Raw genomic sequence first — 22938 nt, 5'->3', positions numbered from 1 at the left:
TGCATCTCTCCTTCGTTTGTTAGCCCCGCTTTCGCGGGGCTTTTTTTATCTGCACCTAATTTGAAAGGCGTTAGTTTTTGATAGGCGTTAGTCGCTTCAAGTCAGCTGGGCGCGGTATCGCTCGATCACCTCTTCAAACTGGGCACGCTGATCTTCGGGCACCAGTCGGCGATAGCTATCGGCCATATCGGAAAAATGAGACATCAGCTCCAGGTCGGACTGATGATGGGTACGGGCACGCCAACGCAGATAGTCCACATCGCTTTCCATCTGATGACGTAATCTTTGCAAGGTCATAACGCAACCTCCCTGTTGCCGCAAGCCGCGTCGATCCATCGACTCTGAGTCATCCGCGCGGATAGAAGTTAGAGCAACCCACTCAATCAATCGGTGGGTAGCGCAAACAATTTTAATCGGCTTTTATTCGAAGCGCAAAATACACCCTAAATAACAAGCCGTGTTCGGTGGGCTACTGCATGTCGATATAGGCACGCTGCACATCCCGGATATCCAATTCCAGAATGGTCGCATAGGTATCTTTCTGAATCGGATAGCTTTTTACAACGCGAGCACCACGAATGATACCGCCCACCGCAGCATTGAACTGATCATTCTGAACCACCATGTCACGAACCTGGTTGGTGCCGAACAGATGCTGACCATGAACGATGGCGGTCAATTCTTGATAAGCGCGCAACTTGGAAGCCCGCATCGCCATCAGCATCTTCTGTTCACGGGTCTGACCCGGCTGCAGGCTGATCGGCGCGTAACCGGTCGCAGAGATAATCCTCGGAGAGGGATCTATCTGGGGGACCGAGCTGTACTCGGCTTCTTCCTGGCGGTTGTTCTGAGCCTGGTTGTAGTAGTACTTCATGGTATCGCAGCCGCCCAGCAACAACACTATCAACAGTCCCAGACTGGCCCGAACAAACATACCCATAGTAAAACTCTCTCGACGTTCTATTCCTGGCGCGCTAACGATTATCCCGGCTACTGAACCGGAACCCCGCCGTTCTCAATAATCATGCCGTTCTGACTGCTGAACGGATCGTAACCGGGGAACGCGCCTTCCAACTGCTCGATACCAAAATCCGACTGTCCGGTTGCCACCACCTGTTGCGTAACGGTATCCAACATCCTGGCGTTAACGGTCACGCCCGAAGAGTTGACGCTGTAGGTACCGCCGAGCACGTAACTGACCCGATGGCGGCGATAATACTCCGCCAGGGATAGATTCTCAGGCCGCCGATCGGCAAACGGCAGCGCCCGATGATCGATCAGATTGAAGCCACGGGCCTGCAGTTCATGGTAGAAACCTTCAGCCAATTCGTCCCCCAACGGACGTTTTGTCGCCGCAGCGGAAAGATCCACAAACGGCGTGATCGCAATGGGCAACCGTTTGATGCCCCTCTTGGCCAGGCTCGTTTCAATCTGTTCGGCCATCTGTCGGACCGCCTTACCCAAATAACCCACCGGTTCAGCAATCGCCGATCGCTCGGCCGGATCAGCGGGCACCGGTTGCAGCACCTCCGGATTGGTGACCCGGGTAGAGACTTCGTTGTCGACCACCACATGAATCGGCTGATCGGCACAGCCGGCCAACAACGACAGGGTGAACAGCGGTATGGCAAGTTGTTTCATCGGATTCAGGACTCATGCTGGAGGCCTCAAGCGGCCACAAGTGCAAAGAAAATATCATAAAAATCGCCGCTCGGGACGGTTTGCATAGGCCAAAGATTTTAATTAGCTTAGGCGATTCAACTTACTGCTCCAGAATAGGCCCACCATGGCGTCGTTGATCTGCTCGCTACCACGCATCCTGCTGGCATTGTTTATCGTCCTGCTCAGTCCTTCGGTCTTGGCCGTCAGCATTGAAGCCGAAGGATCTGCACTGATATACAATCAGGACATCAGCTCCGCCCGCCATCAGGCCCTGCGCAACGCCTCCCAGCAGGCTCTGTTGCAAGCCGGTGCCTATATCAGCAGTTCCCAGAGCATCAATCAGGGGGTTATCCAGACCGATAATTTGCGTATCCGCACCCTGGGTAATCTCAGTAATGTCCGGGTGATCGATGAGCGGGTCAAAGGGGACCGCTTCTGGTTGCGAATCCGTGCCGATGTGGATACCGACCAAAGCTGCGCCCTCGGTGATGCCCATACCCGTTACACCAAGTCGGTGGCGGTCGCAGCCTTCCCGCTGCAGCACCGCCAACAGGCCGCGCTGGGTAACCTCTACGGGGCCGAACAGCAGTTATCCGCCTCCCTGACCAAACTGATCAACGGTGAAGGTATTCTGCGGGCACTGAACGCCTCCCACCTGAGCGTTAATCCGGCACCATCGACCGCGGCAGCCTACCAGCAAGACCAGGGGCCGCTGACCGAAGCCCTTCAAAGCTTCAGCGAGCTCGATGTTCAGTTTATCGTCTCCGGCGTGATCCGCGATCTGAGCCCCTATGATCCCAGTCGGCACGATGAAGAGCTGATCTGGAAAACCCTCTACGATCAACTCGATGTCCGTGGCCGTCAGCGGCTGCGCAACTTTGCCGTCGACCTGTTTATTCACGACGGCTATACCGGCACCCTGCTGTTCAGCCGCAGTTATCGCACCGGCGGTTTCTGGGATGCCGACGATGTCGAGCAGATCGGCTTCTATACCCCGGCGTTTCTGAAGACCGATTACGGTCAGAAAGTACGCAACCTGTTGACCCAGGCCGGACGCGATATCAACAAGCAGCTCCAGTGCGAACCCTTCCGGAGCCGTATCATCCGTGCCGAGCAGAATCGACTGACCTTCAATGCCGGTTCGGTAGTGGGCATTCAACCCGGCGACCAGTTCCGACTATTCCGCAAGGCGATGTTCTTCGATACCCTCGATCAACCCCATATCAAGCTCGAAGACACCCGCCAGACGGTCGTGGTCAACGAGGTACAGCCGCGTTTTTCGGTGGCCAATATGGAAAGCGACGCGGTGGAGCTCAATATTCAACAGGATGACGTACTGATCGCCTGGTAAGCCCCAACCCTGCGCTTAGTCAATTCTAGAACGGCCGCCACTCTGCTAAAATCGCCGACCCTCATTCGGCAACGGAGAAGCGGCAATGCCTAAAGCCTGTGAACTGAAAAAAGGTGATGTGATCGAGCGCGACGGCAAGCTCTATATCGCTCGTCAGATCGACGTTAAATCGCCCTCGTCCCGGGGCGCACAGACCCTTTACAAAACCAGGTTCAACCGTATTCCCGATGGCCAGAAGCTGGAGCTGTCGCTGACCGGCGACGAACTGCTGAACAGCGCCGATCTTCGCCGGGCTCCGGCCCAATTGCTGTACCAGGAGGACCAGCTCTACACGTTCATGGAGCAGGAGGAGTACAGCCAGCACAGCCTCAGCGGCGAAGAACTCGAAGGCCAGCTGCCCTACCTGTATGACGGAATCGAGGGACTGACGGCACTGATCGTTGATGATCGGATGGTGGCCATCGAACTGCCGGCCTCCATCAGCCTGCCGATCGTCGAGACCGCCCCGGCCATTAAAGGCGCTTCGGCCAGCGCACGCACCAAGCCGGCCCGTTTGCCGACCGGCCTTGAGGTCCAGATCCCCGAATACCTGGCCGAGGGTGAAGTGATCCGGGTTAACACCAGTACCGGAAAATTCATGTCGAGGGCCTGAGAATGAACCGGTTCCCCCTCCCCGCCGTCGCATTGCTGCTGACCGCCCTGTATGGCTGCCAGCCGTCAGATCCGGGCCGTAGCGCCACCGAGACAGCAGCCTCTAAACAGCCGCCATCGGCGCAGGCTGAGACAGCCACGACGCCGGCCAAGCCGCTGCAACGCAGTGAAAACCCGCCCAGCCTGAATCCACCGACATCAGGCCCGGCACTTCCGGATTTCGCCGCGATCAACGATGTAAAACAGAAAAAGCAGCAGTTTTTTGCCTTTCTGGAGCCGATGATCGCGCAGGAAAACGCCCACACCCAGGCATTGCGTCAACACGTTAAACAGCTGCTGCAGCTGCTCGAACAGCAGCCACAACTGCATCCGGATGACCAGCAATGGCTCGCCCGGGCCGGTAAGGCGTTCCGCATCGATGCCGAATCCGAGGCAGACCAGCTACGCCAACTGCTGGCCAAGGTCGATCAGATTCCTGCGGCCCTGGTTAAGGCCCAGGCCGCCAACGAATCCGCCTGGGGCACCTCCCGCTTCGCCCGCCAGGCCAACAATCTGTTCGGCCAATGGTGCTTCACCCCCGGCTGCGGGATCGCACCGCTGCAGCGGGGGCCGGACCAGGCCCATGAGGTCGAAGCCTTCAAGTCGGTAGCCGCCGGTCTGCGCAGTTATTTCACCAATATCAACGGCAACAAGAGCTACAGCGACCTCCGCCAGATCCGTCGCTGCCTGCGCAATCAACAGCAACCCATCAGCGGACGGGCTCTGGCCGCCGGCTTGACCCACTACTCGGCCCGCGGTGGTCACTACGTCGACGAACTGCAGTCGATGATTCGAATCAACAAGCTGGAACCCTGGGCTGATAGCTGGTGGGGCGACAGCCAACCCGGCCACCCCTGCTACAAACTGGTGCAGGTTGAAAGCGATCAACCAGATCCTATTCTCGTCGCCAGTGCGGCTGCGGATGAAGAGGCTCCAGCCACACCGGCAGTGCCGCAAGACACTGACGACTCAGCCCAAGCGCAGAAGGCCACCTACGCGGAGGCGCCAGCACCGACCGAAACCGCGCCGCAGGAGCCGAGTGACAAGGTTGAACCGATCGCGACCGTATCCGAGCAACCCTCGACACCCGCTCCGCAGGTAGAGCAGCTCAACCGGGCCGATCCGGCCGAGGCTTTAGCCTCTTCGACCGCGACCAATGATCAGTAAGACAACACGCTAAAGACTAAAGGAATCGGACACCCGATCCTGATACAGTTGTCGCAGCTGTACTGAGCTTGGAGTAGAGGACTGCGGTGAAGACCCAGAAGCTCATCATCATTTATGCACTGACGTTGGCCGCAACGGCGCTGTTGGTAGGGTTATCCTGGTCGATGAACCAGAAGATCCTCAACGACTCGGCGATTGAGATCGCTCGCGTCAAGGGTCAGTCTGCCTTTCAGCTACTGCAGACGATTCGCAGCTGGAGCGCCCGTCACGGCGGCGCCTATGTTCCCGTCACCGAATCATCCCGCCCCAACCCCTATCTGCATGTCGACGACCGGGATATCGTGGATGACTCGGGGCGCCGCCTGACCAAGATCAACCCGGCCTATATGACCCGGCAGATCTCAGAGCTGCTGAAAGGCGGGGATGTCGAAGCCAGCATGACCAGCCTGCAGCCGATCAACCCGGTCAACAAACCCACTGAGTGGGAGCGCCAGGCCATGATCAGGTTTGAGACCCAGAACCAGAGCGAACTGGTGGAGCTGGTTGATGATCGCTACCGCTATATCGCCCCGCTCTATGTCGAACCGGCCTGTCTGAAGTGCCACACCAAGCAGGGTTACAAAGTCGGCGACTTGCGTGGAGCGATCCATATCAATTTCCCCAGCTCCCAGATCGATGTGCTGGTGGACAAGCAGAAGCAGATGTCCAACCGTGCCCACCTGATCGCCTTTGTGGCCATCACCCTGACCGGTCTGATGATGATCCCGTTGGTGCTGCATCTGCTGAAACGAATCCAGCAAGGGGCTGAACAGCGCGAAGAGCTGGAGCGTCGGACACGCTACGACCAACTCACCGGTGTGCTGAACCGGAGTAATTTACTCGAACACCTGAATAACAACTATCACCAGGCGACCCGGCTGCAACAACCGCTGTCGCTGGTGATGGTGGATCTGGACTACTTCAAAGCCATCAATGATACCTACGGTCACCGGGCCGGAGACAAGGTGCTGCGCCGCGCCGCCGAAATGATTCGCTCGCAGCTGCGCGAGCATGATCAGATCGGTCGCTACGGCGGGGAAGAGTTTATGATCCTGCTGCCCGACACCCCCCTCGACAGCGCCCTGGCGGTGGCCGAGCGGATTCGCAGTCTGATCGAGCTCTCCGAGATCTCCACCCGCCTGCATCCGAGCATCCGTACCACGGTCAGCTGCGGGGTCGCCGACAGCAGCCTGAGCGGTTCAAGCGACGCCAAGATGCTGATCGAGCTGGCCGACCAGGCCCTTTACCTGGCCAAGAACCGGGGCCGTAACCGGGTCTGCAGCCAGCTCGACCTGGAACCAAGCCGCTCTCAGCAGCCGGTCTAATTGAGCGAAGGTGCAGGCTCTAGAGCTTCCTTCATCGGGCTGATCGGACTCAGACGATCTTGCGGATCCATTCCTCGCCACGCTGATCAATCTGCGGTTGCTGCGGCAGGTAGACGAAGAAGGAACTGCCTTGTCCAGGCCTTGAACGGACGTTGATCTCGCCGCCCACCCGCTCCAGGATACCGTAGCTGACCGACAGCCCCAGCCCGGTGCCTCCTTGGCTGCGGGTGAAGAAAGGGTCGAAGATCCGCGGCAGGATCTCGGGCTCGATCCCGCAACCGTTATCACGAACCAGCAGCAACACCCCATCACCCCGGTTGCGACTGCGAATCCGGATCTCGCCGGCACCGGGTTTGTCCTTCAACTGTGCCTGGATCGCATTGATCGCATTGACGATCAGATTGATCAGTACCTGCTGCAGCTGTTGCGGGTTGCCCTTCACGGTCATGTCGGCGCGCAGATCCAATCTCAGTCGGATCGATTTCTTGGCCAGATCATGGCGCACCAGCACCAAGGAGTCTTCCACCACCTGATTGACCTGCATCGGACTGAGCTGGGCCAGATAATCGTTGGGACGGGAATACTGCAGCAGATTGCTGATGATGGAACGGATTCGATACACCTGTTCGACGATCAGCTCCGATTCGCGCCGGACCGGCGCGGCAGCCGCTTCATCCAGTTCCGCCATCAACAGATCCATATTGCCGAGAATCACCGCCGTGGGGTTGTTGATCTCATGGGCAATACCGGCGGTCAGCTCGCCGATGGCCGCCAGCTTCTCCTTGGCCACCAGCTGCTGGCGGGTTTTCTTCAGCAGATCCAGGTTACGCTGCAGATCATCGGTCCGCTGCTGAAGCTGGGCCGTGCGCTTCTCAACCTTCACCTCCAGTTGATCCGCCGCCGTCTGAATCTGCTGATGCTGCTGCCCCAGTTTGTCCAGCATCACATCCAGCTGATGGGCCAACATGCCCAGCTCATCACGAGTTTCCAGCTTACCGATCCGCTCATCGCCGCCGGCCCGCACCCTTGCCATCACCCGGGTCATCGCTTCGATCGGTTTAAAGATCGACTTGGCCCCCCGAACCGCCAGGGTCACACTGAGCAGGGTCACCAGCAGGAATAGCCCGCCCAGCCAACGCAAGGCCTGGAAATAGGTCTCCTTGAAGGGCGCTTCCAGAAAACCGGCATAGAGCATGCCGATCCGGCGACCGTAGATATCGATGATCGGTTCATAGGCGGAGATATACCACTCGCTGACCACAAAGGCGCGGTCGATCCACTTCTCGCCCCGCTCCAGGACCTGGTCATGGACCGCCTTGGAGACCAGCGTCCCGATCGCCCGCTGCCCCGGCGCCGCCAGTTTCTTCGGCACGTTGGTGTTGATGCGAACATCGCCCAGGAACACCGTCACCGTGCCCAGGCTGTCCTCGGCCAAACTGCCCTTGCCGTAAACCAATCGTTTCAGCTGGTCGACAAATTCGAAATTGCCGTTGACCAGAACACCGGCACTCAGAAAGGCCTGGATATCACCCTCGGCATCCCGGATCGGATAGTAGCTCAGGAACACCATCCCACGGTCTTCGGCATCCCGTTGCTGCGGAATCGCCCAGGGCGTGTGCTGAATCGGCAGATAGACCCGCTCGGCCAGTTCGGCGTCGATACGGGCCAGATCGATCGACTCGAACAGGCTCACCCCGGCACTGCCGTTTTCGATTCGCGCCCGTTCCATCAGCGGCTGACGCTCCAAGCCACAGCCCAGGTCACCGGTCAGATCGCAGCCCGAGTTGTCGACCAGAAACACAAAGTCGAACAGCTTACGCTGTTGCAGTCGCTGCAGCTGCAATCGCAGCGGAGCCAGATCCGGCTGGTGTCCGAACGCCTGCTGGGCGGCCTGCTGAAACGGGTAAGACTCGGCGGTCAGCGTCAACTGCTGCAGATAGTCCCGCTGTTGATCCTCGAACGCTTCATGGGCCACCGACAGATCGGTACTGACCTTCATCAGCAGCTGGCGGTAGCTGACTTCGTTACTCCACAGGTAGGCCATCCCGACCACGAACGGCATAACCAGCAGGATCGGGAAAAGCACCAGCGCCAGCAGGCGATAACGCAGACTGGAGCTGATCAGCTGATAGACACGGTTAAGCATTGAATATCCAAGCCGGACGCCGAGCCCGACTCAGTCGCTCCAGGCGTGCAGTTTGCGGTCCAGGGTTTTGCGCGCAATACCGAGCTGCCGCGCCGCCTGGGTCTTGTTGCCTTCGGCCTGATCCAGCACCCGCAGAATATGATCCTTTTCGACGCTGTCCAGGTCCCACTCGCAGGGATAGCCCTGCCCCGACCCCGGTTCCAGCGCCTCGTCACCGTTCTGGAGCGCCTCGACCGGCAAACGGCCAAGCAACAGGCAACGCTCGATCATATTCTTCAGTTCACGGATATTGCCGGGCCATTCGTAGGCCTGCATCCGCTGCAGGTCGGCATGACTGAACGGGATGGCGGGCAGCCCCAGTTTCTTGGCCAACTGGTCGCTGAAGTGCTCCACCAGCAACGGGATATCCTCGCGGCGCTCACGCAGCGCCGGCACCCGTAGCCGCAGCACGTTCAGCCGGTAAAACAGATCCTGTCGGAAGTTGCCGTCGGCCACCTCCTGTTCCAGATCCCGATTGGTGGCCGCCACCAGGCGCACGTTGACCGGGACATCGCGTTCGCTCCCAACCGGACGGATACGCCCCTCTTCCAACACCCGCAGCAGTTTCGACTGCATCAACAGCGGCATTTCACCAATCTCGTCGAGAAACAGGGTGCCGCCGTCGGCATAGGAGAACAGCCCTTCACGGGCCTGCTGAGCCCCGGTAAAGGCCCCTTTGGTATGGCCAAACAATTCAGACTCAATCAGTTCCGGTGCGATGGCCCCGCAGTTGATCGGCACAAAGGGGCCGCTGCGTTTACTCAGTTGATGAACCGCGTTGGCCACCAGCTCCTTACCGGTTCCGGATTCACCTTCGACCAGCACCACCGATGGCGTCGGCGCCACCCGCTTGATCAGTTGACAGATCTCGGTGATCGCCGACGAGTTGCCGACCATCCCTTCCATCGAATAGAGCGCATCGACCCGGCGCTTGAGGACGAAATTCTCCCGTTTCAGCTGGCGCCGCTCCATCACATGACGGACCGCCGACACCATCTGCTCGAGCCGGAACGGTTTGAGGATAAAGTCCGAGGCGCCGACCCGCAGTGCACCGATCGCCTTGTCGATATCGGCAAACGCGGTCATAAAGATCACATCGGACTGGAATGCCGGTGTCATCACCTCGCTGAGCCAATCGACCCCGGACAGACCCGGCAGGCAGATATCCACCACCAGCAGATCAAAATGGCAACGCGAACGCAGCGCTTCGGCCTCCTCGGCGGAGCCCACCGCCTCGACCAGTGAATATTCCTTGGCCAGCGCTTTTTGAAGAAATTCCCGGATACCCTGCTCGTCATCGACAATCAGGATCGACAATGCCTGTCGTCCCTGTTCCGCCGTCTCAGGTGCCAATGCATCCGCACTCGCACGGTCGAGCGCCTGCGAGCTTCGGGGGAGTGTTATGGTCACGCAGTCCACCTTAATAATTGTGTTATTGGTGCTCTACTTGCGTTTACGGTCGCGACCGGAGATGCACCGATACGACCTTAGAGTCTCACAATCCACCGTCCCTACCCGGCAGATCATGTACCGCAACAGATTCTATAAGTTATTACCATCGTGATAAGGCCCACCGCAGTCTTGATGCTGCGGTTTAACCCGGGCCGCTCGTTGGCGTAGGCCGCTATTGTCGGTCCAAATACGCACAAAAAGCCATGATAAATCTTCGAGCGATCGGTACAACCAAGTCAATTAAACTGACGTATAAGCCGAGCTTCGGAGCTAACCTGGATCAACTCGGGTCATTTTGACCCTGACCAGCCAGACGGCGTGACATTTTGCCCAACCCCTGCAAACCAGCCGATCTGTTCAAGCCGGTTTATCTGCCCCAAACCCTCCCTACGCTGCCTTTCGCGCCAAACGTTGAAGCTGGCACTCTCCTTGCTATGACCCTGTTGATAAGCACCAACAACAGCCCATCGAGCTAATCGAGCGATAACAAAAAAGAAATAATAAGCGCAGCCCGGCTGTCGCGCCCATGACCATAAAGAGATGAGGAATCCCCATGCCCACCCTGCTGAGCCGTAAACTGGCCTCACTGATCTCCCTGTGCCTGCTGGTACTGGGCAGTACCAGCCTGCAGGCCGAGACCCTGAAACTGGCCACCACCACCAGTACTTACAACTCCGGCCTGCTCGATGCGATTCTGCCCCAGTTCGAACAAGCCACCGGCACCGAAGTCCACGTGATAGCGGTCGGCACCGGTGCCGCACTTCGCATGGGACGTGACGGCGACACCGATGTGCTGCTGGTTCATGCTCCATCAGCCGAGCAACAATTCATCGAGCAAGGCCATGGCGTTGATCGCACCGGGGTGATGTATAACGACTTCGTGATCGTCGGCCCCGCCCATGACCCCGCCGCCATTGCCGGTCAAACGAACGTCGCCCAGGCTCTGCAACGCGTCGCCGAATCCGGGGCCCTGTTTGTCTCTCGCGGTGACGACTCAGGCACCCACAAGAAAGAAAAATCGCTCTGGCAGCAGGCCCATGTCAGCCCGTCGGGCGACTGGTACCGGGAAGCCGGTCAAGGCATGGGCAAGGTACTTCAGATCGCCGATGAGGTCGGCGGTTACACCCTCACCGACCGAGGCACCTGGCTGGCCTACCAGGGCAAATTGCAGCTGGGACTCTTGGTCGAAGGGGATCAGCGCCTGTTCAACCCCTACAGCGTTATGAAGATCAATCCGCAACGTTATGCGGACCTGAATCACCAGGGCGCCGAAGCCTTCCGCCAATGGCTTGTGTCCGAGCAGACCCAGCAACAGATCGCCGACTTTCGCATCAACGGTGAACCCTTGTTCGTACCGTCGGCCGTCACCCCGGTTGCCAGCCACTAAGCCACTCGTATGCAAAGTCTGACCGCCACCACGCTGGAAGCGATCTCACTGCTCCTCAGCGGTGACGCCAAGCTCTGGTCGATCATCGCCGTGTCCTTCAGCACCACGCTGAAAGCGATCCTGATCGCCACGCCGGTGGCGTTTGTGGTCGGCTGCGCCCTGACCCTGCTGCGCTTCCCCGGACGCTGGGCGCTGATCTCGCTGTTTAACAGCCTGTTGAGTGTTCCCACCGTGGTAGTCGGACTGCTGCTCTACCTGCTGCTGTCACGCAGCGGTCCCTTCGGCGACCTGCGCTTGCTGTTTACCGACACGGCGATGGCGCTGGGCCAGATCGCGCTGGCCTTTCCGGTGCTGGTGGCGATGAGTCTGGCCTGTTTCAAGGGCGCCGATCGCAGCGCCTGGGAGACCGCCCGCACCCTCGGAGCCTCCCCACTACGGGCCTTCGGCACCCTGATCCTGGAGCTGCGCTATGGCTTGGCGGCTGCCTGTATCGCCGCCTATGGGCGAATCATCTCCGAGGTGGGTTGTTCGATGATGGTCGGTGGCAACATCCTCAACCACACCCGCAATATCCCCACCGCGATCGCGCTGGAAACCAGCAAGGGTGAGTTTGCCCAGGGGATCGCACTGGGGCTGGTGCTGTTGTTGCTGGCGCTGGGACTGAACATCTGCATCGCCTACCTGCACCGACGTGTCGAGGGTCGCGCCGAATGCTAACCCGAATTCCGAGTCTAACAATCACCACCGAGCCGATGGGCTCGATGAATGGGTCGCGAAGGCCCAACAGGAGCACCTGATGCACGGCAACGCTTCCACCCCATTACTGGATGCCCGCCAGCTCAGCAAATCGTACGGTGAGCGGGCACTGTTTCATATCGACGCGCTGGATCTACACCGTGGCGAAGCCACCCTGCTGACCGGCCGTAACGGTGCCGGGAAAAGCACCCTGCTCAAAGTGCTGGCGGGGCTCGAGCCCCAGCACGGCGGTCGGTTACGCTACTGCGGCACCCCGCTGACCCAACGTCGCCACCGCCAGCTGGGGGGCAAGGTGATCTACCTCCACCAGCATCCCTATCTGTTCGATACCACGGTCGCCAACAACATCGGTTATGGCCTCAAACATCTCTCCTCCTCACAACGACAGCGGGCGATCGACCGGGCGCTGGACTGGTCCGGCCTGAGTCATCTACGCGAGCGTCGCGCCAAGACCCTGTCCGGCGGCGAGAAGCAGCGCATCGCCCTGGCCCGGGCCTGGGTAATGGAACCCGAACTACTGCTGCTGGATGAGCCGACCGCCAATATGGATGCCGAAGCCCGCGAGCAGACCCTGTTTCTGATTCGGCGACTGATCAATGACGGTGTCGCGGTGGTGCTTTGCAGCCATGAGCTAAAGGTCGACAAGCGACTGATCCGCCGCCAGCTCCACCTTGAAGACGGGGTGCTGCATGAACGCTCGACCGCTGCGGCTAGCGACAGCACGCTTCAACAGTCGGCTCATTTCGACAACCCCGTTCCCCTGATGCAACTGACGGAGGCCTGACGATGACCAGCACTCAGATACCCTCAAACCAGATCAGTGCGCTGATTTTAGCTGGCGGAAGAGCCCAACGGATGGACGGTTGCGACAAAGGATTGGTCTCCCTCCATGGCCAACCGATGATCTGCCACGTCATCGAGTCCCTCAAACCGCAGCTGGAGCTGATCCGCATCAATGCCAACCGCAACCAGAGCGCCTACGCTGCCCTGGCCCAGGATCTGCGAAAGCCCCAGACCCGAAACCTGCGCGAATCCGATACCGAAACGACTACCGGTGCCGCTTTTGCTGTGGTCGGCGATAATCTGCAGGACTTCCAAGGACCGCTGGCCGGAATCGCAGCGGGACTACAGCATTGCCCAACCGAATGGATGCTGATCGCCCCCTGCGACACCCCGTTTCTACCGGCCGATCTGGTCGAGCGGTTGCGACAGAAGGCCGAACGGGAACAGGCAGAGATTGTCGTCGCCCACGACGGTAAACGGCTGCAACCGGTGGTGGCATTGCTTCAACGGCGTTTACTGCCGAGCCTGCTGGCCTATCTTGAGCAGGGCGAGCGCAAGATCGATCGCTGGTATGCTAAACACCATCACCAACGGGTCGACTTTTCAGACCAGCCCGAGGCCTTTTTAAACATCAATACGCTTACGGAAAAGCAGCTGTTGGAGAATCAAGTCGTATGACCGCCAGCATCGAATCCCCGCTTCCGCTGATCGGTTTCGCCGCCTTTAGCGGTACCGGTAAGACCACCCTGCTCAAGCAGCTGATTCCGCTGCTGAATCAGCGCGGCATCCGCATCGGCATGATCAAACACGCCCACCATCGCTTCGATGTCGACACCCCCGGTAAGGACAGCTACGAGCTGCGTAAAGCCGGTGCCGGTCAGGTATTGATCGGCTCGCGCCATCGCTGGGCCCTGATGACCGAGACCCCCGAAGAGCAGGATGACCCGGATCTGAACTACCTGATCAAACAGCTGGACCACAGTCGCCATGAGCTGATCCTGGTGGAAGGCTTCAAGATGCTGCCGTTCCCGAAGATCGAACTGCACCGCCCCAGCACCAACAACCCGCTGCTGTTTCCGAACGACCCGAATATCATCGCCATCGCCCACGACGGCGAACTGGCTCAACCGACCACGCTGCCTACCCTGGATATCAATGATCCCGCCACGCTGGCCGATTTCATCGTCGACTACTGCGCGTTGGAATCCGGACAACCGATTCAGCGGAGCCAGGGTTCATGAACAGCAATGAACGCGCCAACGAAGAACAACATCAGTGCTGCGGTGGACCGGCCAGTAATCTGCTACCGGTCGAACAGGGTCGCCAACAGATTCTTGAAGCTATCAACGCCTTACCCCAAACCCAGCAGTTGGATCTGCGTCACGCCCTCGGCCGGGTGCTGGCCAAGCCGGTGATCTCCCCGATCAACGTCCCCGCCTACAACAACTCGGCGATGGACGGCTATGCGGTGCGTAGCGCCGATATCCAGCCCGAAGGCGATACCCGGCTGGAAGTGGTCGGCAGCGTCCTGGCGGGCCATCCGTTCAGCGGTGAACTGCAACCCGGTCAGTGCGTCAAGATCATGACCGGCGCCCAGGTCCCCGACGCCCTCGATACGGTGGTGATCAAGGAGCTGTGTCGTTGCGAAAAAACGCCACAGCAGGAGTTCGTCACCTTTCCCGCCGGGGCCAAAACCGGCCAAAACCGCCGTTTGGCCGGTGAAGATCTGGCCGTGGGTGCACCGGCCATCGCGGCAGGCACCCGTCTCGGCGCCGCCGAGTTAGGGATGATCGCCTCACTGGGCCAGGCCGAGGTCTGCGTTGCACGCAAACCTCGGGTGGCCTATTTCTCCACCGGTGATGAGATCCGCAGCCTGGGCCAGCCGCTGGAGGCGGGCCAGATCTACGATTCCAACCGCTATACCGTCACCGCAATGCTGGCGGGGATGGGAATCGAGGTGATCGATCTGGGCGTGATCGCCGATCGCCCCGACGCGATCGAAGCCGCTTTCAGGCAGGCCAGTGAGCAGGCCGACGTGGTGCTCAGCTCCGGCGGCGTGTCGTTGGGCGAGGCGGACTTCGTCAAAGACTGCCTGGATCGACTGGGCCAGGTCGGTTTCTGGCGCCTGGCGATGAAGCCGGGACGGCCTCTGGCTTTCGGGCATGTCGGCGAGGCGCTGTTCTTTGGCTTACCCGGTAACCCGGTGGCGGTGATGGTATCGTTCCTGCAGTTCGTCAAACCGGCGCTGCGAAAGCTCGGCGGCGAGAGCCACTGGCTACCCGTCGAAACTCAGATCCGCTGCAGCGGATCGATCAGAAAACGTCCCGGCCGGACCGAATATGTCCGCGGCATCATCAGCCACGGGGCCGACGGTCTGCCGGAGGTGCGCAGCAGCGGCCAGCAGGGCTCCGGTATTCTCACCTCCATGAGCCAGGCCAACTGCCTGATCGTACTCCCGGATCAGCAGGGGCCGGTGGCTGCCGGCGACTGGGTCCGGGTGCAGCCATTCGACGGCCTGTTATAACCGCAACGCCCTTCACCCGAAACGGAGCCACAACGGCTCCGTTTTTGTCTACCGATAAAATCCATCTGGAAGCAATAACTTGCAGGCTGGTCCTGTTGTCTATACTTGCCTGCAACAGCAACGTGTTCCATCAAACCCATCCCTTGAGAAGTACGCTACCAGTTCAAGATCCGCAGTTTTAGCGAGAGTTACAAGGTCAGTCCACCACACCCAATCGGGAGGAACCCATGGCCTACCAAGAGCTGAATCGCGGGGATCGAGGGCAAGATGTTGTTATTTTGCAGACCCTGCTCAATCGCGTCGGCGCGATGCTGATCGCCGACGGTGATTTCGGCAGCGGCACCGAACGAGGGGTACGCTATGCCCAGGATGTCGCCGCCATGCCTGCGACCGGAACCGCCGACGAGACGCTGTGGCAATGGCTGGAGGCCCAGTCCAATCCCTATCCGCAGCTATCCACCAATGGCATCGCCTTTATCGCACTGGAGGAGACCGGCGGCCTGAGGTACTACCACCAGGTCACCCGCTGGCCTCACTATCCGGGCGTTGCCAGCGGCGTCACCATCGGGGTCGGCTACGATCTGCGCTTTAATTCCGAAGAAAATTTCCGTGAGCTTTGGGGAGACCATCTACCGGCACCGATGATGGATGAGCTAGCCAAAGATATCGGTAAAAAAGGCACCCAGAAGCGGGTCACCGAGCTCAAACGGATGGGGGTCGAAGTGCCATTCAAAGCGGCCTGGCCGGTCTTCGTTCGAAAAATTCTGCCCGCCTATTACGAGAGTACCGCCTCGATCTATCCCTCACTCGACAGCCTTCCCGATCTCTGCCGCTCGGTGCTGGTCAGTATCGTCTTCAATCGGGGGAATAGCCTGTCCGGATCGCGACGCAGTGAGATGCGGGCGATCCGGGATATTCTGCAGCAGGCCAGCTCAGCGGAGATCAACAAGCCTAAGCGGAAGATGATTTTGAACGATGTCGAAGACGAGATCGTCTCGATGAAACGACTCTGGGGCGTCCGATCGGGACTGGCCAAGCGACGCCAGTCAGAAGCCAACCTTTGGCGCAAAGGGTTATCCCAGTGGTAAGGCTTTACCAAGCAAGATCAACGTATTCGCAAACCACCTGCTGGTCTACGGTCGTCGTGTTAAAGCCGTGGCGTAAGTCGGACAGGACTGAACCAGGAGATCACCATGGCCAACGGCAAGGTCACCAAGAAAGTAGCCCCTTACACCACCGGATTGCATGACGGCAACGCCTATTGGATGGCACGACTGTCGAAAGAGGTCTACCTGAAAAAATCCCCGGGTAACCAGATACCGGATGAAGACCAGATCCTGAAAAACCTGAAACAGGATGACAGCAAATTTGTCAGTGTGTTCGGCGTCGACCGGAACAGTGCCCAGGCGGCACTGATCGAGCATGAAGAGTTCCTGTGCATGGCCTTTCGGGGCACCAACGAGCTGAAGGACTGGCTCGACAACATCAATGCCTTTGCCACCCAGCAGCTGTTCGGCGAGTTCCACCGCGGCTTTTGGAATTCGGTCGAGGATGTCTGGAAACCCCTGAACGACAAATTCCTCGACCTGCAGCAGCAACGTAAACGTCCACTGTTCCTGACCGGCCACAGCCTGGGCGGCGCCATGGCAACGGTGGCCGCCGCCAAACTGGTGCACGAAGACAAACCCTTCACCAGCGTCTATACCTTCGGCCAACCACGGGTACTGACCCGCAGTACCGCCCGCACCTTCAACAACGAGTGCAAGTCGCGCTATTTCCGCTTTCACAACAACAATGACATCGTGACCCGGGCTCCAGCTCGATTGATGGGCTACAGCCATATCGGCAGCTACCTGTATATCTCGGCGGAGAAGGAGATACACCCGGAGGTCGGTTTCTGGTTCAAGTTCGTCGATTACTTCGACGGGGCGCTCAGTGCACTGTTCGAAGACGGGATCGATGCCGTTGAAGACCACAACATGGATGAATACCTGGACGCAGTGAAACAATGGGACCTGCAGTCCTGAACGGGATGACAGCTGTGCTACCTTGGCACAGCTGTTTAATCCCCCAACGCCAACCACCCGGTAACAAGCGTCCATGGCTTCCGACATTCAACCTTTCCAGCAACAACAACCGAGCTCGATTCGTCCTGCCACCCAAGAAGACGCCCTGGCGATCAAACACATCGCCGCTTCGTTGGGTTATCCCGACTACGACGAGTCGCTGGCCGAATCACGTTTGCAGGCACTGCTGAACAGTTCTAACGATCAGGTCTGGATCTGTGAACGGGATGGCATGGTCGTCGGTTGGCTCCACGCCTTTATCGCACTTCGCGATGCCTTTGCTGAAATCGGCGGTTTGGCCGTGGAACCGGCTTTTCGACGCCAAGGTGTCGGACGCGCCTTGGTGCAGCAGGCCAAACACTGGGCCGCAGATCAGCAACTCGCTGTGCGGGTACGTAGCCGAATCGAGCGCGCTGAAGCCCGCCGCTTTTACCGTGCCCAGGGGTTGATACCGAGCAAACAGCAACAGGTGTTTGAGCAGTTTGGGGAATGAAAACGCTCAAGCCAACAAGCCGCAGGGCAATCCGATGAGCGAGTACCTGTTCGTATACGGTTCCCTGGCACCGGGCCAGGCCAATGCGCACCTGCTGGCCCAACTGCCCGGATCCTGGCATCCGGCAAACGTCAATGGCAGGTTGCAGCGCCTCCTCCGCGGTTATGCCAAGGGTTACAGCGCCATTGTGCTGAATGACGGGCCGGATGAGGTCCCGGGGCAGGTGTTTCACTCTAAGGCGCTGGCTGCATTCTGGCCCCGGCTGGACGCCTTTGAAGGGGAGGCCTATCGGCGGGTACTAACCTGCGCCCGACTGAAGGATGGCCGCCGGGTGAGCGCCTATGTCTATGAGAGTAATCCGCACGACTGCTAAATCGGCCAGCCGCTAGCGCTGCCGTTGAAGTTCATCCAGATCGGCAATCAGCTGATCCAGTTCCTCCAACAGATCCTGCTGCTGCGACGCTTGCAACTGCCTCAGCTGTTGCGCCAGAAAGTCGGCCCATTGCCGCCGGCTTTGATCGAGCGCCTGCTGTAGAGCCGGTGACCTCAGCTGTTGCGGCTGCAGCAACAATTGCTCTAACTGTTGCCAATCACGCTGCTGCAAGGCTTGATCGAAGGCTGATAACCAAAGCTTGCGGTAATCCAACCAGGCCAAGGTGGTTTGCGGTAGTGCTTCAGTAAACCGACGCAATGCCAGTTGCTGCTGCTGGGTCAGCGATCCGATCCAGAACTTAAGCCGCTTCTGGTACCGCTGATATCGGTGCTCAACCCGCTGCTGCGGGGATTGCTGCTGGTAGACACGGAGCCGTTTTGCCAGCTCGCGCTCAAACCGCGCCATCATCCGCTTCCGCTGATCAGGACTGAGCTGGATAAACAGCTGGCGCAACAGCGGCTCGGCATCGGCTCTCAGTTGCGCCCACTGCTGCTCCAGCTGTTCAAACATCAGCATCAGCGTCGCCGAATCCAGCTCAGAGCGCACCAGATCAAGGCGTATCTGTTTCAGCAGCTGGCTGTACTCGGGTAATCGCTGTTGTCGGTGCAATTGGTGAGCACGATCCAGCAGCCGCTCCATCTGCAACTGCTGTTTCGAGGTCAGGTCGGTATAGTCATCGATACGGTCCAACAGCAGGGTATCGAGATTGTTATAGGCCAGCTGATATCGACTGCAGCCGCTGAGTCCAATCAGTGCAACGACAAGGATCAGGGTGATCCAATAGTGATTCCAATCCTTTGATCTATCCAACGGCAAGGCGTAACTCCTCTATTTGCTGTCTTTAGCGTAGCCGAGGCGATCATCCAAATCGCAAGGGGCTATGTGTTTTTGACAACGGATCGATTCGATCGGTGCAGTAGTGATCGAATAGTAACGCCTGGTATCAGCGATACCCTTACGCTGTGCTTGCCAACCACTCTTTGATCAGAGCAGCGGTTTGATGGGGTTGCTCCATCGGGAAACAATGCCCCTCTCCCCAGATCTGGTAGGTGATATGCGGATTGATCTGTGCGGCACGCCGGGTGCCTTTCAAGATAAACGGAAAGCTGTTCCGCGCACAAAGCACATGTACCGGAATACGCACTTCACGAATCGCCTGGGTTAGTCGCTGCGGTACGCTGGAGAAGATCCGCGCCTCCCACTCCGGCGGACAGCTCAGTTCTACCCTTTGAGCCGCCCCTTGGGCCACCACCTGATGACCCCCGGCCACGAATCCGGCCAACGCCTGTGGATCCCAACTCCGGTAAAAGCCCTTCTGGGCCAGCTGTTGATGCATCAGTGACACCGACTGCCAACCACTCTCGCGACGACGGGTAACCTTGGGCATCGGCATCCAGCGCCAAAGGCCGAGCGCCTTCAGCACCTGCTGAGCGGCAACGATTCCCGGGGTAAACAGCACCGGATCGAGCAACAGCAATCGGTCAAAACGCTCCGGGTATTGGTGTGCCTGCAGCAGGCTGACGACCCCACCCAGGCTGTGTCCAATACCGATCCGCTGCAAACCCGGCTCCTGCACCAGCTGTTGCAACATCCCTTTTTCGGCACAACGGGCCATTTCTCGCCAGACCGGCCAGGGCTTTCCGGTGGTCTGGGAGCGCCCGTGACCGGGCAGATCGGTGGTATAGATCGACAGCCCACCCGGGATTGAATCCTGTGCTTGCAGCAGCGAACTGAGTATCGGGGTGTAGGCCAGGCTGTTAAAACCGTTTCCGTGCAGCCAGCAGATTTCGGTTCTTGCCGAGTCTCGGTGACGGCTTCGATAACCGCTCAGTAGACGCCCGTTCAGGTCCTGCTGCCAGGGCTCGAACAACTGCTCGAACTGGTGCTGCCACTGCTGGCATTCATGCGGTTCAGAGGATACGGCTGAACCCGTGGGTTTTGGTATTTTGAACATGGAGGAAAATCCGAGCCCGATACAATTTGAACAGCGTCAAGATAGCCCGAAAATCTCTGTATTCCAAGCGATAGCAGAACCTGATGAATGGCCGCAGGTCTGAAAACAACTTCCCGGCAAGCCGAGACGACAACCACGACAAGCGCGGAGTTCGAGTCCTGGACAATAAAAAAGGGCGATCTGCCATTCAGAACGCCCCTTCTCATTACCGCTTAAGGCCTGACCCGATCAAGTCGAGGTGACCCACAACACCTCGGCATCCTCTTCGCTGATCGAGACCAGCGCATGGCCCATGCCGCCGTCATAATAGCTACTGTCACCGGCTTCCAGATCGACCGGCTCGTAAAACTCTGTGTAGAAACGCACCTTGCCGCTGAGCACCAGCAAAAATTCCTCGCCGTCATGGCGGACCCAGCTGGGGTAATCATCAAAGGAACGGGAGCGAACGATCGAGCGGTAGGGCAGCATCTGTTTATTGGTCAGCTGGCTGGCCAACATCTCATGCTCATAGGTCGGGGTCGGATGCATACGGCCCTGTCCAGCCCGGGTAATGTCCCGTCGACCGGCACAACGCGATTCCTTGGCGGTGGCGAACAGCTGCGGAATATCGATATTCAAGCCATTGGCCAATTTCTGCACCGCCTGAAAGGTGGGCGAGATCTGTTCATTTTCAATCTTCGACAGTGTCGAACGGGCCAGGCCGGTACGTCGACTGGCTTCTTCCAGAGTCAGGTTGTGACTTAAGCGGATCTGCTTGACCCGCTTGCCCAACTGCAGCTCGGTGACCCTTGCATCGGCAGCGCTACCGGTATCGTCCAACGAACCTTCCATCTCTTTCTGACGTTCTTTGTCCAGCATCGAGTACGGGGCTTCCTTATCGGACATGGTCTGACTCCATGGATTTCAAGTTTCCTAAAGTAAACAGCAACAACATTAATTGCTCATTAGCACCATCAAGCAAGCAATTTATCGCAATGTATCGCTTCCGATAATACAGCAATCACGAAAGCCCACCAATTTAAGCAGCAGCGCCGACGCCAACCGTATCCCGAGGAGAGCAACAATCAATAAAGTTTCCTATTGGAAATTTTTGTTGACTAGGTTTCTAAATCAGATTAATCTGCTCACATCTTGAACAACGGGGTTGTTCGGATACTTTCAACCCCGGGACGCAACAGGCGGTGCATTTATGACACCCAGCGTCCGGACAACGCGAAAACAAAACAACACGAGCCAGACTCGTACGCGGAGTTTAATAAAGATGTCTCTAAGTCTTTTTGATCTGTTCAAAGTCGGAATCGGCCCCTCCAGCTCTCACACCGTTGGACCCATGTGGGCCGGACAACGCTTCCTCGAGCTTCTCGAATCCCAAGATCTGTTCTCCCAAGCTGGCCGCGTTAAAGTCACCCTGTTCGGCTCCCTGGCCATGACCGGTAAAGGTCATGCCACCGATATCGCCACCCTGTTGGGGCTTCTGGGCGAACGCCCGGACGAAATCGACCCGGACAGCGTCGATGCCAAGATCGCCATCATCCGCGAGCAAAAGGTTCTGAATCTGGGTGGCCGAGTCGAGCTGGCGTTTAATGAAGAAACCGATCTACCGTTCGCCTTCGGCGAAAGCCTGCCGCAGCACCCTAACGGCATGCGTTTTGAGCTGTTTGATCGCGATGGCATCCAGCTAATCAGCAAAGTCTATTTCTCCGTCGGCGGCGGCTTCGTACTCTGCGAAGACGAGATCGAACTGCCGGCTGACGAAGTCGTCAACCACCCGATCCCCTACCCCTTTGAAACCGGTCGCGAACTGCTCGACCGTTGCGAAGAGAGCGGTTTGAGCATCGCCGAGCTGGTACTGGCCAACGAGCGCGCCATGCGTTCGGACGAAGAAGTAGAAGCCAACCTGCGTAAGCTGTGGAACGTGATGGAAGCCTGCATCGAGCGTGGCTGCCGTGAAACCGGCGAACTGCCCGGCGGCCTCGGCGTCAAGCGTCGCGCCGCTCAACTGCGCAAAGAGCTGACCGATCGCCCCGAAGCGGCCCTGCGTGACCAGCTCAGCGTGATGGACTGGATCAACCTGTACGCCATGGCGGTCAACGAAGAGAACGCGGCCGGTGGCCGGGTCGTGACCGCACCGACCAACGGTGCTGCCGGTGTCATCCCGGCCGTGCTGGCCTACTACCACCGTTTCGTCCCCGGTGCCGATGAGAACGGCATCTTCAACTTTATCGCCACCTCCGGCGCCATCGGCATGCTGTACAAGAAGAATGCTTCGATCTCCGCCGCTGAAGTGGGCTGCCAGGGTGAAGTCGGCGTGGCCTGCTCCATGGCGGCTGCCGGCCTGGCGGCGGTACTGGGCGGCACACCCGAACAGATCGAAAACGCGGCCGAGATTGGCATGGAACACAACCTGGGACTGACCTGCGACCCGATCGACGGCCTGGTTCAGGTTCCCTGTATCGAACGCAACACCATGGGTGCGGTCAAGGCGATCAACGCCGCCCGCCTGGCACTGCGCGGCGATGGCAACCAGCGCGTACCGCTCGATAGCGTTATCGAAACCATGCGCCAAACCGGCCTGGATATGCAGGACAAGTACAAAGAGACCGCCCAGGGCGGACTGGCTGTCAACGTCGTCGCCTGCTGAAGCACCGGCCTGTATCCAAACCTAATAACG

23 protein-coding genes are annotated in these 22938 nt (G+C 58.7%); 15 read left to right on the top strand and 8 right to left on the bottom strand.

What is annotated here, in order from left to right:
- Positions 1-96 precede the first annotated feature (96 nt).
- The 3 genes from ACO05M_RS08190 to ACO05M_RS08180 form a co-directional block, all read right to left on the bottom strand.
- A complete protein-coding gene (locus ACO05M_RS08190; protein ID WP_421870042.1) occupies positions 97-297 on the bottom strand; it encodes a hypothetical protein in 201 nt (66 codons plus the stop codon).
- Between the two features lie 172 nt (positions 298-469).
- Entirely contained in the window at positions 470-940 is a 471-nt protein-coding gene (locus ACO05M_RS08185; RefSeq protein WP_421870039.1) for an LPP20 family lipoprotein, read from the bottom strand.
- Positions 941-990: 50 nt separating this feature from the next.
- Complete coding sequence (locus ACO05M_RS08180) at positions 991-1641, bottom strand: FlgO family outer membrane protein (protein WP_421870036.1); 651 nt, start codon at positions 1639-1641, stop codon at positions 991-993.
- A gap of 145 nt (positions 1642-1786) precedes the next feature.
- Here ACO05M_RS08180 and ACO05M_RS08175 point away from each other — a divergent pair, with 145 nt between their 5' ends.
- The 4 genes from ACO05M_RS08175 to ACO05M_RS08160 all read left to right on the top strand — a co-directional run bounded on the left by ACO05M_RS08175 (position 1787) and on the right by ACO05M_RS08160 (position 6234).
- Positions 1787-3013 carry a flagellar assembly protein T N-terminal domain-containing protein gene (locus ACO05M_RS08175; RefSeq protein ID WP_421870033.1) on the top strand — a complete coding sequence of 409 codons (1227 nt, stop codon included), beginning with the start codon at positions 1787-1789 and terminating at the stop codon, positions 3011-3013.
- Between the two features lie 85 nt (positions 3014-3098).
- Positions 3099-3665 carry an elongation factor P-like protein YeiP gene (yeiP, locus tag ACO05M_RS08170; RefSeq protein ID WP_421870030.1) on the top strand — a complete coding sequence of 189 codons (567 nt, stop codon included), beginning with the start codon at positions 3099-3101 and terminating at the stop codon, positions 3663-3665.
- A gap of 2 nt (positions 3666-3667) precedes the next feature.
- Entirely contained in the window at positions 3668-4870 is a 1203-nt protein-coding gene (locus tag ACO05M_RS08165; RefSeq protein ID WP_421870027.1) for a glucosaminidase domain-containing protein, read from the top strand.
- Positions 4871-4956: 86 nt separating this feature from the next.
- A complete protein-coding gene (locus ACO05M_RS08160) occupies positions 4957-6234 on the top strand; it encodes a diguanylate cyclase (RefSeq protein ID WP_421870023.1) in 1278 nt (425 codons plus the stop codon).
- 49 nt (positions 6235-6283) lie between these two features.
- Here ACO05M_RS08160 and ACO05M_RS08155 read toward each other — a convergent pair whose 3' ends face one another.
- A complete protein-coding gene (locus tag ACO05M_RS08155) occupies positions 6284-8380 on the bottom strand; it encodes a sensor histidine kinase (RefSeq protein WP_421870020.1) in 2097 nt (698 codons plus the stop codon).
- Positions 8381-8410: 30 nt separating this feature from the next.
- Positions 8411-9829, bottom strand: a complete 1419-nt coding sequence (locus tag ACO05M_RS08150) for a sigma-54-dependent transcriptional regulator (protein WP_421870017.1) — start codon at positions 9827-9829, stop codon at positions 8411-8413.
- 595 nt (positions 9830-10424) lie between these two features.
- On the opposite strand from ACO05M_RS08150, the gene ACO05M_RS08145 reads away from it, so the two are divergent.
- The 10 genes from ACO05M_RS08145 (at position 10425) to ACO05M_RS08100 (ending at position 18253) form a co-directional block, all read left to right on the top strand.
- Positions 10425-11258: a substrate-binding domain-containing protein gene (locus ACO05M_RS08145; protein ID WP_421870014.1), complete on the top strand. Its 834-nt coding sequence runs from the start codon at positions 10425-10427 to the stop codon at positions 11256-11258.
- A 9-nt stretch (positions 11259-11267) separates the two neighbouring features.
- The gene (locus ACO05M_RS08140; protein WP_421870011.1) at positions 11268-11975 is read left to right on the top strand and encodes an ABC transporter permease; all 708 of its coding nucleotides are present in this window, start codon (positions 11268-11270) and stop codon (positions 11973-11975) included.
- Positions 11976-12054: 79 nt separating this feature from the next.
- The gene (locus tag ACO05M_RS08135) at positions 12055-12798 is read left to right on the top strand and encodes an energy-coupling factor ABC transporter ATP-binding protein (protein WP_421870008.1); all 744 of its coding nucleotides are present in this window, start codon (positions 12055-12057) and stop codon (positions 12796-12798) included.
- Positions 12799-12800: 2 nt separating this feature from the next.
- Positions 12801-13475 carry a molybdenum cofactor guanylyltransferase MobA gene (gene mobA / locus ACO05M_RS08130; protein WP_421870005.1) on the top strand — a complete coding sequence of 225 codons (675 nt, stop codon included), beginning with the start codon at positions 12801-12803 and terminating at the stop codon, positions 13473-13475.
- Complete coding sequence (mobB, locus tag ACO05M_RS08125; protein ID WP_421870002.1) at positions 13472-14038, top strand: molybdopterin-guanine dinucleotide biosynthesis protein MobB; 567 nt, start codon at positions 13472-13474, stop codon at positions 14036-14038. Before mobA ends, mobB begins: the two co-directional genes overlap by 4 nt.
- A complete protein-coding gene (locus ACO05M_RS08120) occupies positions 14035-15321 on the top strand; it encodes a bifunctional molybdopterin-guanine dinucleotide biosynthesis adaptor protein MobB/molybdopterin molybdotransferase MoeA (RefSeq protein ID WP_421869999.1) in 1287 nt (428 codons plus the stop codon). Before mobB ends, ACO05M_RS08120 begins: the two co-directional genes overlap by 4 nt.
- 227 nt (positions 15322-15548) lie before the next feature.
- Positions 15549-16409, top strand: a complete 861-nt coding sequence (locus ACO05M_RS08115) for a peptidoglycan-binding protein (RefSeq protein ID WP_421869997.1) — start codon at positions 15549-15551, stop codon at positions 16407-16409.
- A 105-nt stretch (positions 16410-16514) separates the two neighbouring features.
- Positions 16515-17348: a lipase family protein gene (locus tag ACO05M_RS08110; protein WP_421869994.1), complete on the top strand. Its 834-nt coding sequence runs from the start codon at positions 16515-16517 to the stop codon at positions 17346-17348.
- A gap of 73 nt (positions 17349-17421) precedes the next feature.
- Positions 17422-17880: a GNAT family N-acetyltransferase gene (locus ACO05M_RS08105; RefSeq protein WP_421869991.1), complete on the top strand. Its 459-nt coding sequence runs from the start codon at positions 17422-17424 to the stop codon at positions 17878-17880.
- Positions 17870-18253 (top strand): gamma-glutamylcyclotransferase family protein, encoded by a 384-nt coding sequence (locus ACO05M_RS08100; protein ID WP_421869987.1) that lies wholly within the window; start codon positions 17870-17872, stop codon positions 18251-18253. Before ACO05M_RS08105 ends, ACO05M_RS08100 begins: the two co-directional genes overlap by 11 nt.
- Before the next feature lie 12 nt (positions 18254-18265).
- Here ACO05M_RS08100 and ACO05M_RS08095 read toward each other — a convergent pair whose 3' ends face one another.
- The 3 genes from ACO05M_RS08095 to ACO05M_RS08085 all read right to left on the bottom strand — a co-directional run bounded on the left by ACO05M_RS08095 (position 18266) and on the right by ACO05M_RS08085 (position 21098).
- Positions 18266-19123 (bottom strand): DUF6279 family lipoprotein, encoded by an 858-nt coding sequence (locus tag ACO05M_RS08095; RefSeq protein ID WP_421869984.1) that lies wholly within the window; start codon positions 19121-19123, stop codon positions 18266-18268.
- Positions 19124-19268: 145 nt separating this feature from the next.
- The gene (locus tag ACO05M_RS08090) at positions 19269-20267 is read right to left on the bottom strand and encodes an alpha/beta hydrolase (RefSeq protein WP_421869981.1); all 999 of its coding nucleotides are present in this window, start codon (positions 20265-20267) and stop codon (positions 19269-19271) included.
- Between the two features lie 228 nt (positions 20268-20495).
- Positions 20496-21098, bottom strand: a complete 603-nt coding sequence (locus tag ACO05M_RS08085; protein WP_421870694.1) for a helix-turn-helix domain-containing protein — start codon at positions 21096-21098, stop codon at positions 20496-20498.
- A gap of 430 nt (positions 21099-21528) precedes the next feature.
- Here ACO05M_RS08085 and ACO05M_RS08080 point away from each other — a divergent pair, with 430 nt between their 5' ends.
- Positions 21529-22908: an L-serine ammonia-lyase gene (locus ACO05M_RS08080; RefSeq protein WP_421869978.1), complete on the top strand. Its 1380-nt coding sequence runs from the start codon at positions 21529-21531 to the stop codon at positions 22906-22908.
- Positions 22909-22938 lie beyond the last annotated feature (30 nt).

Source organism: Motiliproteus sp. (assembly GCF_965230735.1).
Taxonomy (GTDB): Bacteria; Pseudomonadota; Gammaproteobacteria; order Pseudomonadales; family Balneatricaceae; genus Motiliproteus.
This window is presented reverse-complemented; position numbering and strand designations above follow the sequence as displayed.

What these genes read in the sequence shown, in the direction of transcription:
- ACO05M_RS08135 (WP_421870008.1), top strand. Translation starts at nt 12,055, where the DNA reads ATGCACGGCAACGCTTCCACCCCATTACTGGATGCCCGCCAGCTCAGC.
- ACO05M_RS08105 (WP_421869991.1), top strand. Translation starts at nt 17,422, where the DNA reads ATGGCTTCCGACATTCAACCTTTCCAGCAACAACAACCGAGCTCGATT.
- ACO05M_RS08120 (WP_421869999.1), top strand. Translation starts at nt 14,035, where the DNA reads ATGAACAGCAATGAACGCGCCAACGAAGAACAACATCAGTGCTGCGGT.
- yeiP (WP_421870030.1), top strand. Translation starts at nt 3,099, where the DNA reads ATGCCTAAAGCCTGTGAACTGAAAAAAGGTGATGTGATCGAGCGCGAC.
- ACO05M_RS08090 (WP_421869981.1), bottom strand. Translation starts at nt 20,267, where the DNA reads ATGTTCAAAATACCAAAACCCACGGGTTCAGCCGTATCCTCTGAACCG.
- ACO05M_RS08180 (WP_421870036.1), bottom strand. Translation starts at nt 1,641, where the DNA reads ATGAAACAACTTGCCATACCGCTGTTCACCCTGTCGTTGTTGGCCGGC.
- ACO05M_RS08145 (WP_421870014.1), top strand. Translation starts at nt 10,425, where the DNA reads ATGCCCACCCTGCTGAGCCGTAAACTGGCCTCACTGATCTCCCTGTGC.
- ACO05M_RS08080 (WP_421869978.1), top strand. Translation starts at nt 21,529, where the DNA reads ATGTCTCTAAGTCTTTTTGATCTGTTCAAAGTCGGAATCGGCCCCTCC.
- ACO05M_RS08190 (WP_421870042.1), bottom strand. Translation starts at nt 297, where the DNA reads ATGACCTTGCAAAGATTACGTCATCAGATGGAAAGCGATGTGGACTAT.
- ACO05M_RS08175 (WP_421870033.1), top strand. Translation starts at nt 1,787, where the DNA reads ATGGCGTCGTTGATCTGCTCGCTACCACGCATCCTGCTGGCATTGTTT.
- ACO05M_RS08115 (WP_421869997.1), top strand. Translation starts at nt 15,549, where the DNA reads ATGGCCTACCAAGAGCTGAATCGCGGGGATCGAGGGCAAGATGTTGTT.
- mobA (WP_421870005.1), top strand. Translation starts at nt 12,801, where the DNA reads ATGACCAGCACTCAGATACCCTCAAACCAGATCAGTGCGCTGATTTTA.
- ACO05M_RS08110 (WP_421869994.1), top strand. Translation starts at nt 16,515, where the DNA reads ATGGCCAACGGCAAGGTCACCAAGAAAGTAGCCCCTTACACCACCGGA.
- ACO05M_RS08140 (WP_421870011.1), top strand. Translation starts at nt 11,268, where the DNA reads ATGCAAAGTCTGACCGCCACCACGCTGGAAGCGATCTCACTGCTCCTC.
- ACO05M_RS08165 (WP_421870027.1), top strand. Translation starts at nt 3,668, where the DNA reads ATGAACCGGTTCCCCCTCCCCGCCGTCGCATTGCTGCTGACCGCCCTG.
- ACO05M_RS08155 (WP_421870020.1), bottom strand. Translation starts at nt 8,380, where the DNA reads ATGCTTAACCGTGTCTATCAGCTGATCAGCTCCAGTCTGCGTTATCGC.
- mobB (WP_421870002.1), top strand. Translation starts at nt 13,472, where the DNA reads ATGACCGCCAGCATCGAATCCCCGCTTCCGCTGATCGGTTTCGCCGCC.
- ACO05M_RS08085 (WP_421870694.1), bottom strand. Translation starts at nt 21,098, where the DNA reads ATGGAAGGTTCGTTGGACGATACCGGTAGCGCTGCCGATGCAAGGGTC.
- ACO05M_RS08185 (WP_421870039.1), bottom strand. Translation starts at nt 940, where the DNA reads ATGGGTATGTTTGTTCGGGCCAGTCTGGGACTGTTGATAGTGTTGTTG.